Consider the following 12,278-nt stretch of genomic DNA (forward strand, 5'->3'; position numbering starts at 1 on the left):
ATTCATGGCCCTTGGCTCAGGCCAAGGGCCATGATAATCTTGCTGCTTCCGCCCATCAGCGGAGCCACGGGAGAGTTGTCCGAGTGGCTGAAGGAGCACGATTGGAAATCGTGTAACGGTCAAAAGCCGTTCGGGGGTTCGAATCCCCCACTCTCCGCCAAAAGCGCCCCGCAAAGCGGGGCGCACCTTTTTTTGGCGGAGAGTGGGGGATTCGAAGTCACAGAAATGCTGGCAGGTAGCGGCCCCTGGAGACAGCCCGGGGGGCTGTCGGAAGGGATCAGCCGCGTGCCAGCATTTCGTGCGGCCGGAGGGGACGCCGCGCAGCGGTGGCCCCGAAGGGAATCCCCCCAGGATCATCCTGCCTCGACGCTCGGCGGGGCGCACCTTTTTTTGGCGGAGAGTGGGGGATTCGAAGTCACAGAAATGCTGGCAGGTAGCGGCCCCTGGAGACAGCCCGGGGGCTGTCGGAAGGGATCAGCCGCGTGCCAGCATTTCGTGCGGCCGGAGGGGACGCCGCACAGCGGTGGCCCCGAAGGGAATCCCCCCAGGATCATCCTGCCTCGACGCTCGGCGGGGCGCACGTTTTTTGGCGGAGAGTGGGGGATTCGAAGTCACAGAAATGCTGGCAGGTAGCGGCCCCTGGAGACAGCCCGGGGGGCTGTCGAAAGGGATCAGCCGCGTGCCAGCATTTCGTGCGGCCGGAGGGGACGCCGCGCAGCGGTGGCCCCGGAGGGAATCCCCCAGGATCATCCCGCCCCGACGCTCGGCGGACGCGCTTGATTGGCGGGGTGTGGGATTCGAACTCGCAAAATCCCCGCCACGAACGCGCCATCATGGAGGCGGAGGGCTTCGCCATGAAGGTCATGGGCATCGTCGGCTGGAGCGGCAGCGGGAAGACCAGCCTGGTGGTCGAGGTGCTGCCGCTCCTCAGGAAGGCGGGGTTGAAGGTCTCGACCATGAAGCATGCGCACCACCGCTTCGACGTGGACAAGCCCGGGAAGGATTCCTTCCGGCACCGGGAGGCCGGCGCCTCAGAGGTCCTGGTGGTGACCTCCTCACGCTGGGTGCTGATGCATGAATCCAGGGAGGAGCCCGAGCCCAGCATCGAGTCCCTGATCGAGCGCATGACGCCCGTGGACCTGCTTCTCATCGAGGGCTTCAAGACCCACCCGCACCCCAAGCTGGAGATCCACCGGGAATCCGAAGGCAAGCCCCTGCTCTGCCCCGAGGACCCGGGGATCGTGGCCGTGGCCAGCGATCGCCCCCTACCCGGGCTGAAGATTCCAGTGCTGGACCTGAACGATCCCGGTGCCGTCGCCGAGTTCATCCTCGCCCACACGGGCCTGCGGACGCCTCGTCAGGCCATGTAGTGCTTGTAGAAGTACCAGGCCGAGAGGATGAAGCCGATGGACACGACGCCGACGCGCACGGTCCTGCGGCCGACGCGATGGGCCATGTGGGAGCCGAAGAGGCCGCCCAGGCCCGCGGCCACGGCCATGATGCCGACGAGGGCCCACTGGACGTTGCCGGGATGCCGCAGGAACTCCATGGCCAGGAAGGCGAAGATGGCGATGCCGTTGATGCACAGGGCCAGCAGGTTCTTGAGGCCGTTCATCTGATGGATGTCCGTGAGGCCCAGCAGGCTCAGCGCCGCCAGCATGAGGATGCCGATGCCCGCGCCGAAGTAGCCGCCGTATATGCCCACGATGAACTGGAAGATCATGGCGCCCACCCACCAGCCCGGCGTGCGGTTGTGGCTCCCCATCTTCTTCAGGAGCTTGTTGACCGGATCATTGGCCGCCAGCAGGATCGTGGCCACCAGGATCAGCCAGGGCACGAGGTTGTCGAAGACCTTCTGGGGCGTGACCAGCATGAGCCAGGCGCCCAGCGCGCCGCCCAGCAGGGAGGGCGGCATCAGCCGGATGGCGAATTCCCGGATGCCGACCAGATCCTCGCGGTGGCCCCAGAAGCCGCCGATGGAGCCGGGCCAGAGCGCGAGGGTGCTCGTCACATTGGCCTGCTGGCCCGTGAGCCCGATCCCCAGAAGCGAGGGGAAGGACACCAGCGTGCCGCCCCCCGCGATGGAGTTGATGGCGCCAGCGGCGAAGGCGGCGGCCATGACGGTGAGCGCGTGTCCGATGTGCATACAACCTACGATGACAGGCGCCACAGAGCCTGTCACACACTCCCTGGGACCGGCAGAAAGGGGTGTGCGACAGGCTCTGGGAGCGCGTCAAGCGGCGGTTACTTCCACTTGAATGGATAGATCGGTTTCTTCGTGGCGTACTGGGGGGGCCACACCGTTTCGTGCTTGCCGTTCTGGATCTGCTCCACCAGCATCTGGTGCTTGTTCTGGTTCGTGTAGCCGCTGTAGTCGATGAACCGGACGTCGCCCATGATGCCGTCCCAGTGGCCGCCGCGCAGCTCGGCGCGCAGCTTCTCGCGGTCGCCGCCCACCTTGGCCGCGGCCTCCGCCATGACCATCATCGACGCGTAGGCATTGGCGGCATGGTAGGGCACCTCGGCCTTGCCGAACTTGGCCTTGTAGCGCGCCCCGAAGTCCTTGGCGCCGGGCCAGTTCACATCGGTGGTCCACTGGGTGCTGGAGAATACCCCGTGGGAGATGGCCTGCTCCCGCGCGAACTCGGAGGACGCGAAACCCGCGCCCGCGCCCAGGAAGGCCTGGGGCTGGAGGCCCACCTCCCGCGCCTGGCGCATGAGCAGGATGCCGTCGGCCACGTAGGACACCATGAAGACCAGGTCGGGCCTGGCGGCCTTGACCTTGGCGAGGGTGGAGCGGTAGTCGGGCGACCCGGCCGCGTAGGCCTCCTCCATCACCACCTGGATGCCCACCTGGGCGGCATAGGCCTTGGCGGACTTGGCGCCGGAGGTGCCGAAGTCGGTGTTCTCGTTCAGGATGGCCATGGTCTTGGGCTTGCCCAGCTTCTGGGCCATGGAGATGAGGATGGAGGCGTAGTCCTCGGTGGTGGCGCTGAGGCGGAAGACGTACTTCTGGTTCTGACGGGTGATGTCCTCCTTGGAGGCCACGGGCACCAGGAGCGGCACCTTGTACTTCTCGGCCAGTTTGGACACGGCGTTGGCGCAGGCGGAGCTGTAGGGCCCCACCACGGCGGCCACGCGGTCGCGGGTCACCAGCTTCTCCATGGCCGACATGGAGACCTGGGGCTTGCCCGTGTCGTCCTCGGTGACCAGCTCGACCTTGATGCCCTTCTTCTGGAGGTCCTCCATGGCCAGCTTGTAGCCGTTGCTCATGTATTCGCCGATGGGCGCCTGGGTGCCCGTGGCGCAGTTGATGACGCCGATCTTCACGGGCGTCTGCGCCTGCAGGGCGAGTCCGAGCACGAATAGGGAAGTCAGGACTCTCGCTTTCATGCGGGCTCCTCGGGTGTCGGTGGATGGTTGGATGCTGGCCGGGAGAGTAACATGCCTGTGCCTCGCTTTGCGTGGCGACCCATCCCCGAGGCCACCATGCGCGTTTTCCTCGCTCCGCTCCTCGCCCTCAACCTCCTGGCGGCCGCGCCCGGCTCCGGCTTCCACACGCAGAAGACCCTGCCCATCGGCGGGCCCGGCGGATGGGACTACGTGACCCTCGACAGCTCGGCCCGACGCCTCTACGTGCCCAGGTCCGACCGGGTGCTGGTCCTGGATCTGGACGGCAAGCCGGTGGGGGAGATCCAGGGCACCGACGGAGTCCATGGTGTGGCCCTGGCCCCTGCCCTGGACCGCGGGTTCACCAGCAACGGCCGGAGCAGCACGATCACCATCTTCCGCCTGTCGACCTTGGAGGCCTTGGGCCAGGCCAAGGCCACCGGCGAAGGACCCGACGCCATCCTCTTCGAGCCTTCCACCCAGCGGGTGTTCAGCTTTAACGGCCGGGGGAAGAACGCCACGGTCTTCGACGCCGCCACGGGGAATGCCGTGGGGACGATCCCTTTCGGTCACAAACCGGAGTTTGCCGTCACGGACGGCAAGGGCCATGTGTTCGTGAACCTGGAAGATTCGGCTGAAGTGGCCGTGATCGATGCGAAGAAGCTCACGGTGGTGCAGCGCTGGTCCCTGGCACCTCTCCAGGATCCCACCGGCATGGCCATCGACCGGACCCACCACCGGCTCTTCATCGTCGGGGGCAACAAGCTGATGGTGGTGCTGGACGCGATCACTGGCAAGGTGCTGGCCACCCCGGCCATCGGGGCCGGCGCCGACGGGGCCGCCTACGATCCCGAGCTGGGCCTGGCCTTCAGCTCGAACGGGGAAGGCACCCTCTCCGTCATCCGCCAGGAGGGGCCGGATCAGTACACCGTCCTGGAACAGGTCCCCACCAAGCGGGGCGCCCGCACCATGGCCCTGGACGAGAAGACCCATCGGATCTACCTGCCCACGGCCGAGTTCGGCCCCGCGCCCGCGTCCACCCCCGCGACCGCGGCGGAGGCCCCCAAGCCCCGCCCCGCCCTGGTGCCCGGCAGCTTCCAGATCCTGGTGGTGGGGCGCTAGCAGTCCGAGATCCCGACCACGACCAGCGTGGCGCCGCCATAGCCCGGGATCAGCTGGAGCGCGCCCGGTCCGTCTTCCGCCCGCAGCGCGTGGCGCTGGCCCAGGTGGAGATCCGCCTCGGGCACGTACAGGGTCCCCCCGGCGATGAAGAGCCACTGCGTTGAGCCCGCGGGCACCGGGACTGCACGGGGGAAGGCCAGGCGTAAGGCCTCCACCCGCGCCTGGCAGCGCCGGGGATCCACCATCACGTTGAAGTCCGTGCAGGGCCCCTCCACCAGGCTGGCGCTTGCGGGCCAGTCTCCCGGGAAGCGGATGGGCACGAGGGGGTTCCTGAGTTCCACCTGGCCGTGGGGCCCGAAGTCGAGGTCGAACCCGGCGCCATCCAGGAGGAGCAGCCATCGTTCCAGGCCCGGGAACGCGGAGAAGGGCCCGGAGGCGGCCACCTCGGCCGAACTGAGCCGCACCCGGAAACCGGTCTCGAGCGTGGCCCCGGGCGGGTCCACGGCCACCTCCAGCGTCGTGCCCCCGCCATTCCGCCAGGGCATGCGCCGGACCTCGGAAGGCTTGATTCCTTGGCATCTCATCGCGTTTCTCCCAACCTCGCCGCGTCTGCCCGTCCCAGGCGCCTCCAGGGGCGAGGCATCGCCTCGGAACCCATGGAAGGATTGTGGGACACCGCCCCTCCAGGACCAAGGGATGCCGGGGTATCCTTGGGGCATGCACCTTTCATGGCCCCCACCGGCGCGCCTGGCGCTTGTCCTCGTCCTGGTCTGGGCGGTCTATGCGCTGGTCTGGACCCCGGGGCCCCCGTCCCTGCGGATCCTGGGCCTCTACCCCAAGAAGCTGGGATCGAAGGTCGTCGGGTGGGCCGCCACGCGCGCCCTGCCAGCCTCCTGGCGCGAACCCTTGCTGGGACGTTTCGCGGGCCACTACGGCATCGACCTGGCCGAGGCCGAGCGGCCCCTGGCGAGCTATCCCAGCCTGCAGGCCCTGTTCACGCGGCGCCTGAAGCCGGGCCTCCGGCCCCAGGATGCGGCCATCCCAGGATTCCTGAACAGCCCCGTGGACGCCCGCATCATCGCCAGCGGCCGCATCACTTCCGGCACGGCCATCCAGGCCAAGGGCCTCACCTACCGCGTGGCGGAGCTCCTGAAGCACGAGCGTGGCGCGGAGCGCTTCGAGGGCGGCCACTACCTCACGCTCTACCTATCGCCCAAGGACTACCATCGCATCCACGTGCCGCTGGAGGGCCGGGTCACGGCCGTCAGCCGCGTGGAGGGCGAGCTCTGGCCCGTGAACGACGCCAGCACCGCCAGCGTTCCCCGCCTCTACGAACGCAACCGCCGGGCCGTGTGGACGGCCCTGGGCGCGGGCGCCTGCGAGGGGCTGGAGGTGGCCGCGGTGCTGGTGGGCGCCACCCACGTGGGCGGCGTGGTCATCGACGACCGCTGGCTTGGGGGCCGGGCCTTGCCGAGGGACGGCGGATTCCCCGTGAGCCTGCTGCCCTGCGCGCCGGGCGACGACCTCGGCACCTTCGAGTTCGGCTCCACCGTGGTGCTGCTCGTGGGCGGCCCCAGAGCCAAGGATTGGGCGCCGCTCTGCGCGGAAGGGGCGGTGAAGGTGGGACAACGATTGGGAGCCTATCGGTGAACGAATCCGACCTCTTCCACCAGGACCCCCTCTGGGAGGAGGGCGGCGACCTGCCGGGCGCCCTGGAGGCCCTGTTCACCGCCGCCGGCGAGGTGCTGGACCTGCCCCGCCTGCGCGAGCTGACGGGCCTGGGCGACGGCGCCCTCCAGCAGGGCATCGAGAAGCTGCAGGAGCGGCTGAGCGGCGCCAGCGGCCTGCGCCTCCTGGAGGTCGGCGGCGGCTGGCGCATGGCCACCAGCCCGCTCTACAAGGAGATGGTCGCGCGGCTGGTGACCACCACCCGCAGCGGCAAGCTCACGCCGGCGCAGATCGAGGCGCTGGCCATCATCGCCTACCGCCAGCCCGTCACCATCACGGAGCTGAACGCCATCCGCGGCGTCACCAGCAGCGCCAATCAGGTGAAGAGCCTCATGGAGCGGCAGCTCATCACGCCGGCGGGACGCAAGCCCGTGGTGGGCCGGCCCATGATGTACGCCACCACCCAGGCCTTCCTGCTCCACTTCGGGCTGAAGAGCCTGCACGACCTGCCGCAGCTGGAGGACTTCGGGGAAGCCCGCCTGGAGGCCCAGGCCCTGGCCTCGCTGGAACCCCCGCTTCCCGAGGACGGCCTCTTCGGCGGAGGGGCCATGGAGGTGATCGAGGAACTGCCGGATGAAGGGGCCGAACCATGAGCCAGCCCACCACCCTCAGCCTCCAGGAGCACCCGGAGAAGCCGAAGGTCGAAAGCCCCACGGGCTTCGTGCTCCAGTCCTGGCAGAAGGGCTGCCTGCTGATCGTGCTCCTCGGCGTCCTCTACCTGCGCATCTGGCGCCGCAAACGGGCCCAGATCCTCGTGTGCAGCCACTGCGGGAAGAAGAACCCGCCGCACCAGAGCAACTGCCAGAAGTGCGCCGCCCCGCTGATGCGGATTCATGGGTAGCGATCAGCTATCAGTAACCGAGAGCTGACAGCTAGAACTCGATGTCGATGGACTCTTCGGCGAGGTCGTTCTCTTCGCCCAGCACTTCGCAGGCGGCACCGTACATCTGGAGCACGGCGGTCTTGCGGTTGCTCAGGCTGGTGAGCAGGTCCTTCACGCGCTGCACTTCGGAGGCGATGGTGTTGTTGATCTGGGACACCTCGGAGCGGCAGCGCTCGCGGGTGGTCTCGTAAAAGGCCTTCTGATCCTGGCTCAGATCCATGGGTACTCCCGGGGGCTTCAAGTCTGTTCGGAAAAGCTGATCTTATCCGGGTCCAGGGTCCAGAGCCACCGGCTCAGGACCAGCGGGCGATGGCCAGCAGGATCACCAGGATCACCGCGAGCCCCAGGATCACCGGCAGCATCCAGCGGGGCCGGGAGGACATCTCTTCGATGGGTTCGAGGGCCTCCAGAGGCTCCAGAGGCTCCAGGACCGGTTCGAACACCTCACCGGCTCCAGGGGCAGGGGCCATCCGGACGGCGGTCTCCGTCCTGAGACCCAGGGCCTGCTGCATGCCGCTTGTGGAGCCAGCGGGGCGCGGGAACCGCGTCGCCAGTAGGCTTTCCAGGCGCTCGAGGGGGCCGTTGAGCAGGGCCTGCATGTACTCCGCGACATCGTGCTCGGTGATGGGCGGTCCCTGTTGCTGGAGGTAGTCGCGCAGGTCGCGCTCCATGAAGCGGGCCGAAGGGTAGCGGTGGTCGACGCTCTTCTGGAGCGCGCGGTTCACGATGGCCACCATCTCCTTCGACACGTTCGGATTCAGCGTGTGCAGGTCGGACACCCGGCCGAGCCGCACTTTCTCGAGAACGCCCAGTTCCGAATCCGCCTGGAAGCAGCGCTCACCAGTGAGCAGCTCGAAGAGCACCAGGCCGAGGGAGTAGAGGTCCGAGCGGTTGTCGAGGACCTGGCCCGTGGCCTGCTCCGGGCTCATGTAAAGCAGCTTGCCCTTGAGCGCCCCGGCCACGGTGTGGCTGGCCTTGCTGGCCGCCTTGGCGATGCCGAAATCCACCAGTTTCACCGCGCCTTCGGTGGAGAGGATCACGTTCTGCGGGCTGATGTCCCGGTGGACCAGCTTCAGCTCCCGATCGTCGAACCCCCGCTTCCGATGGGCGTAGTCGAGGGCCGCGGCCACCTTCATCACCACGAAGGCCGCCACCTGCTCCGGAAAGGGGTGGCCGCATTCCCGCACCTTCCGGAGCAGGGTCCGGAGGTCGCGGCCATTCACGTACTCCATGGCGATGTAGTAGGAGTTCCCGGCCTTCCCCAGGTCGAAGATCTGCGCGATGTTCGGATGGGTCAGCTGAGCCGCCAGCTTGGCCTCGTCGATGAACATCGTGACGAAGTCCTCGTTGTCGCTGAAGTGCGGCAGGATGCGCTTGATGGCCACGATCTTCTGGAAGCCCTGCACACCCCGCTGCTGGGCCTTGAACAGTTCTGCCATGCCGCCGATGGCGATCTTCTCCAGCAGGAAGTAGTTCCCGTACTCCTCCAGGACCTCCGGCGTTCCCACGGCTGCCGGTTTGGCCTCCTGCGAGAGAGGAGGCTCGGGGGCGCCAGCCGGGCCGCCGGACCAGGCGAAGGGATCATGGACTCCGGAGATGCCGCTGAGCGTGAACTCCGACGGTCCCAAGGGGCCATCGGCCGGAGCCGGGGACCGGGAGGGGCCAGACGCCGAGGTCATGGCCGGGACCACGCGCACCAGGTTTCTCCCCTGGACGGGTTCCGGGGGGGCCTCCACCTCCTCGATGACGCGGCCGAAGATCTCCGCGGCGCTGAGCGGGGGGTGGGCCGTCTGGACCTTCGGTTCCGCTTCCGGGGAAGCCGGTCCCGGCCCCTCTTCCAGATCGGCCAGCAGATCGCCGAAGATGTCGCTGGTCGTGAGCTTCGCGACCTCCGGGCGGTAGCGGCGGAGGATGGCGGCGATCTCGCCGTCGGGGCGGGTCCGTTCCAGGTATTCCTGCACCCCCGCCTCGGCCATGCCGCCGCTTCCGGAGCCTTCGGTCAGCACCAGCACCGGCAGGCGCGGATTCTGGGCGCGCAGGTGCTGGACCAGGTCGCCGTCCGCCCCCCCGGGCGCTGCGGAGTCCAGCAGCAGCAGGTCCGGTTCCTGGCCACTCTGCAGGAAGGCAGTGGTCCCATCGTGACGGATCCACTGGACTTCCCAGCCGTCGCCTTCCATGGCAGACACCAAGCCGGGAGTCCGCAGGGACTCGCCGTCCACGATGAGAAGGAGGGGGCGCGGCATGGGCATCCGGAAGAAGCAGTGAGGATTAAGGGTAGCTGGACGGATTCCGCCTCGCCATAACCCCAGTGCTGAGGTAGACTTTTCGTTCGGTCCGGTCCTGCCTGGCAGTCCCGCTCCAAATCCACGGGAAAGGAGGTGCATCCACATGCCTTTGGTCAAGGTCAAAGAAGACGAAACCTTCGAGTTCGCCCTTCGCCGCTTCAAGCGGAAGTGCGAGAAGTCCGGCATCCTCAGCGAGCTGAAGAAGCGCCAGCACTACGAGAAGCCCAGCACCAAGCGCAAGCGCAAGATGCTCGCCGCCCGCAAGAAGACCCTGAAGCGCCTGGCTCAGGAGCGCCGCATGATCGGATGAGATGAAGCTCCGCTTCATCTCGAAAAAGGCCCGCGGAAGCGGGCCTTTTGTTTTACTGAAGGCTGAAGATGTCGCCCATGAACCCTGAACTCCATGCCCTTGAATTCCCCGATGCGGTGCGCCTGATCCAGTCGGGAGCCCGCACGGCGCCGGCCCGCGCGGCGTTGGGCGCCATGCAACCCTGGGACGGGCTCGCGGGCCTCCGTCGGCTGCACCAGATGGAGCTGCAGGATCTCTGGATGCAGTCGCCGGACCTGCTCCCCGTGTTCCCCATGGACGAGGCCCTGGACGAGCTGCTCAATCCCGCGGGCTGGCTGCAGCCGGAGCACTGGCGGCAGCTGCGGGAGGGCCTCCGGGCCATGGCCCGCCTGCTGCAGAGCCTCGCCGCCCAGCCCTGGCCCGAGGCCCACCCCGCCCCGGCGGGCACCCATCTGGGCATCGACCGCCTCCAGGTGACGGCGGTCCTGCTGCCCGACCCCGCGCCCATCGCGGAGCGCCTGGCCAAGAGCTTCGACGCCGACGGCCGCCTGGATCCCCTGCGCATCCCCGCCCTGGCCAGCCTCCACCGGCACCGCCAGGACGCCTTCCAGGCCGTGCAGGCCAAGCTCCAGAAGCTGCTGCGGGCCACGCCCGACGCCTTCAACGAAGCCACCATCGTCGAGCGCAATGGGCGCTACTGCCTGCCGGTGCGCCAGGAGCGGCGCAGCCTCGTCCCCGGCCTGGTGCTGGACCGCAGCGGCAGCGGCGCGACGGTCTTCATCGAGCCCATGGAGGCCGTGCCCCTCAACAATGCCTTCGTGGAGGCCGACCGCGACTACGCCCAGGCCGTGCAGGCCTTCCTGAGGGACCTGCTGGTGGAGCTGCGGGGCCGCCGGGAGGACTTCACCCGCTGGCGGGCCCTCCAGGCCCAGGCGGACCAGGGCCTCGCCCTCCTGCGCTGGGCGGCGCTCTGCGACGGCCGCCTGCCGGATGTGGAGACAGATCCCAAGCAGGGCCGCCTCTGCCTGCTGGACGCCCGCCACCCCATGCTGCTGCCCGCCGTTCGGGAGGCCATGGGCCTGGAACCCCTGCCCCACCCCGTCGTGCCCCTCAACCTGGTGCTGGAAGCGGAGAAGCCGGGGCTCGTCATCTCGGGCTCGAACACCGGCGGCAAGACCGTGGTACTGAAGACCGTGGGCCTGCTCTCGGTGCTGGCGGCCTGCGGCTGCGCCGTGCCCGCCAAGGAAGGCTCCAGCTTCCCCGCCCTGCCCAGCCTTCATGCCGACATCGGCGACCACCAGACCATCACGGGAAGCCTCTCGACCTTCAGCAGCCATGTCCTGCATCTGAAGAAGATCCTGGAAAACGTCCATGATGGCGGCCTGGTGCTTCTGGACGAGCTGGGCACGGGCACGGATCCCAAAGAGGGCGCCGCCCTGGGCATCGCCCTGCTCCAGACCCTCTCCCGCCGCCGCTGCTGGATCCTCTGCTCCACCCACCTGGGCGAGATCAGCCAGTGGGCCCTGCGGCACACGCGGTTCCAGAACGCCTCCGTGCAGTTCGACGAGGACCGCCTGGCCCCCACCTACCGTCTGCTGGTGGGTCAGCCTGGCCAGAGCCGCGCCCTCACCATCGCCGCCAAGCTGGGCCTGCCCAAGGCCGTGCTGGACCACGCGGACAAGGTGCTGGGCAAGCGGGAGCAGGACTGGCGGGACTTCCTGCGGGAGCTGGAGGCCGAGCGCACCCGCCTGCTGGAGGAGGCCGAGACCCTGCGCCAGCAGACGGTCGCCGCCGAGAAGGACCGGGAGATCCTCCGCCAGCGGGAGGAGAAGTTGCGCGCCGAGCGGGAGGCCTTCCAGAGGGAATCGAAGGAGAAGGTGGCTCGGGTGCTGGACTTCCTGGACCACGAGGGCAAGCGGCTGGTGAAAGAGCTGAAGGAGCGGCAGAAGGCCGCTGACGTGAACGCCGACCGCCTGGGCACCGAGGCCCACGAACGGGTGAAGCAGCTCACGCGCCTGGCGGAGGCCGAGCTGGTGCCGCGGGGCGCGAGGACGCAGGCCGCAAGCCAAGCATCCGGACCCCTGGAGGTCCGGGAGGGCGGGTACGCCCGCCACCGCGGCCTGGGCGTGGAAGGCAAGGTCGTCTCCCTCAAGGGCGACCGGGCCACGCTGGAGACACCCCAGGGCCGCCGCCTGGCGTGCCGCCTGGGCGAGCTGGAGCCCATCGGGGCCCGGGAGGCCGCACCCAAACCCACGGGCAGGGTGCGCGTGCGGACCGAGGCCCTGGACATCGAGTCCGAGATCAACCTCATCGGCCGGGCCAGCGATGATGTGGACAGCGAGATCTACCGCTTCGTGGAGGAGGCCCTGGCCGCGGGCCGGCGCTTCGTCCGCATCGTCCACGGCCACGGCACCGGGAAGCTGAAGGCCGCCGTCCGCGAGGCCCTGCGCGGCCATCCCGGCATCGCCCGGGTGGAGGACGCCCCCCAGAACCAGGGCGGTGCCGGCGCCACGGTGATCACGCTGCGCTGAATCCGGCACGAAGAAGGCCCCGCCAGCGCGGGGCCTTCCCATTCAAGCGG

At 68.5% G+C, this 12,278-nt stretch carries 12 protein-coding genes and 1 tRNA gene; 8 read left to right on the forward strand and 5 right to left on the reverse strand.

What is annotated here, in order from left to right:
• Positions 1–69 precede the first annotated feature (69 nt).
• Together MLE42_RS11315 and mobB are read left to right on the forward strand one after the other, a co-directional pair.
• A tRNA-Ser gene (locus MLE42_RS11315) sits at positions 70–160 on the forward strand.
• Positions 161–854: 694 nt separating this feature from the next.
• A complete protein-coding gene (mobB, locus tag MLE42_RS11320) occupies positions 855–1,370 on the forward strand; it encodes a molybdopterin-guanine dinucleotide biosynthesis protein B (protein ID WP_420843095.1) in 516 nt (171 codons plus the stop codon).
• On the opposite strand, the gene MLE42_RS11325 is transcribed toward mobB, so the two are convergent.
• On the reverse strand, positions 1,358–2,146 hold the full coding sequence (locus MLE42_RS11325) for a sulfite exporter TauE/SafE family protein (RefSeq protein WP_243287994.1): 789 nt from the start codon (positions 2,144–2,146) through the stop codon (positions 1,358–1,360). The two genes, mobB and MLE42_RS11325, sit on opposite strands and share 13 nt — an antisense overlap.
• Before the next feature lie 98 nt (positions 2,147–2,244).
• Complete coding sequence (locus MLE42_RS11330; protein ID WP_243287995.1) at positions 2,245–3,393, reverse strand: ABC transporter substrate-binding protein; 1,149 nt, start codon at positions 3,391–3,393, stop codon at positions 2,245–2,247.
• 96 nt (positions 3,394–3,489) lie between these two features.
• On the opposite strand from MLE42_RS11330, the gene MLE42_RS11335 reads away from it, so the two are divergent.
• Positions 3,490–4,512 (forward strand): YncE family protein, encoded by a 1,023-nt coding sequence (locus MLE42_RS11335; RefSeq protein WP_243287996.1) that lies wholly within the window; start codon positions 3,490–3,492, stop codon positions 4,510–4,512.
• Here the strand turns inward: MLE42_RS11335 and MLE42_RS11340 are convergent.
• Entirely contained in the window at positions 4,509–5,096 is a 588-nt protein-coding gene (locus MLE42_RS11340; RefSeq protein ID WP_243287997.1) for a HutD/Ves family protein, read from the reverse strand. The genes MLE42_RS11335 and MLE42_RS11340 overlap by 4 nt on opposite strands.
• Positions 5,097–5,229: 133 nt before the next feature.
• On the opposite strand from MLE42_RS11340, the gene asd reads away from it, so the two are divergent.
• The 3 genes from asd to MLE42_RS11355 are packed head-to-tail and all read left to right on the forward strand — an operon-like array spanning position 5,230 to position 7,081.
• On the forward strand, positions 5,230–6,162 hold the full coding sequence (gene asd / locus MLE42_RS11345) for an archaetidylserine decarboxylase (RefSeq protein ID WP_243287998.1): 933 nt from the start codon (positions 5,230–5,232) through the stop codon (positions 6,160–6,162).
• The gene (gene scpB / locus MLE42_RS11350) at positions 6,159–6,833 is read left to right on the forward strand and encodes an SMC-Scp complex subunit ScpB (protein WP_243287999.1); all 675 of its coding nucleotides are present in this window, start codon (positions 6,159–6,161) and stop codon (positions 6,831–6,833) included. The genes asd and scpB overlap by 4 nt, the downstream gene beginning before the upstream one ends.
• Positions 6,830–7,081 (forward strand): hypothetical protein, encoded by a 252-nt coding sequence (locus MLE42_RS11355; RefSeq protein WP_243288000.1) that lies wholly within the window; start codon positions 6,830–6,832, stop codon positions 7,079–7,081. The genes scpB and MLE42_RS11355 overlap by 4 nt, the downstream gene beginning before the upstream one ends.
• A 31-nt stretch (positions 7,082–7,112) precedes the next feature.
• Here MLE42_RS11355 and MLE42_RS11360 read toward each other — a convergent pair whose 3' ends face one another.
• On the reverse strand, positions 7,113–7,343 hold the full coding sequence (locus MLE42_RS11360; protein ID WP_243288001.1) for a hypothetical protein: 231 nt from the start codon (positions 7,341–7,343) through the stop codon (positions 7,113–7,115).
• Positions 7,344–7,416: 73 nt separating this feature from the next.
• Entirely contained in the window at positions 7,417–9,366 is a 1,950-nt protein-coding gene (locus MLE42_RS11365; protein WP_243288002.1) for a protein kinase domain-containing protein, read from the reverse strand.
• Between the two features lie 145 nt (positions 9,367–9,511).
• Between MLE42_RS11365 and rpsU the strand changes: the two genes are divergently transcribed.
• Positions 9,512–9,718, forward strand: coding sequence for a 30S ribosomal protein S21 (gene rpsU / locus MLE42_RS11370; protein ID WP_026852993.1), 207 nt, complete (start codon positions 9,512–9,514; stop codon positions 9,716–9,718).
• Between the two features lie 77 nt (positions 9,719–9,795).
• Entirely contained in the window at positions 9,796–12,228 is a 2,433-nt protein-coding gene (locus MLE42_RS11375; RefSeq protein WP_243288003.1) for an endonuclease MutS2, read from the forward strand.
• The last annotated feature ends 50 nt before the right edge of the window (positions 12,229–12,278 follow it).

The sequence above is a fragment of the Geothrix terrae genome (genome assembly GCF_022808775.1).
Classification (GTDB): Bacteria; Acidobacteriota; Holophagae; order Holophagales; family Holophagaceae; genus Geothrix; species Geothrix terrae.

What these genes read in the sequence shown, in the direction of transcription:
- MLE42_RS11365 (WP_243288002.1), bottom strand. Translation starts at nt 9,366, where the DNA reads ATGCCGCGCCCCCTCCTTCTCATCGTGGACGGCGAGTCCCTGCGGACT.
- asd (WP_243287998.1), top strand. Translation starts at nt 5,230, where the DNA reads ATGCACCTTTCATGGCCCCCACCGGCGCGCCTGGCGCTTGTCCTCGTC.
- MLE42_RS11375 (WP_243288003.1), top strand. Translation starts at nt 9,796, where the DNA reads ATGAACCCTGAACTCCATGCCCTTGAATTCCCCGATGCGGTGCGCCTG.
- mobB (WP_420843095.1), top strand. Translation starts at nt 855, where the DNA reads ATGAAGGTCATGGGCATCGTCGGCTGGAGCGGCAGCGGGAAGACCAGC.
- MLE42_RS11335 (WP_243287996.1), top strand. Translation starts at nt 3,490, where the DNA reads ATGCGCGTTTTCCTCGCTCCGCTCCTCGCCCTCAACCTCCTGGCGGCC.
- rpsU (WP_026852993.1), top strand. Translation starts at nt 9,512, where the DNA reads ATGCCTTTGGTCAAGGTCAAAGAAGACGAAACCTTCGAGTTCGCCCTT.
- MLE42_RS11340 (WP_243287997.1), bottom strand. Translation starts at nt 5,096, where the DNA reads ATGAGATGCCAAGGAATCAAGCCTTCCGAGGTCCGGCGCATGCCCTGG.
- MLE42_RS11325 (WP_243287994.1), bottom strand. Translation starts at nt 2,146, where the DNA reads ATGCACATCGGACACGCGCTCACCGTCATGGCCGCCGCCTTCGCCGCT.
- MLE42_RS11330 (WP_243287995.1), bottom strand. Translation starts at nt 3,393, where the DNA reads ATGAAAGCGAGAGTCCTGACTTCCCTATTCGTGCTCGGACTCGCCCTG.
- MLE42_RS11355 (WP_243288000.1), top strand. Translation starts at nt 6,830, where the DNA reads ATGAGCCAGCCCACCACCCTCAGCCTCCAGGAGCACCCGGAGAAGCCG.
- MLE42_RS11360 (WP_243288001.1), bottom strand. Translation starts at nt 7,343, where the DNA reads ATGGATCTGAGCCAGGATCAGAAGGCCTTTTACGAGACCACCCGCGAG.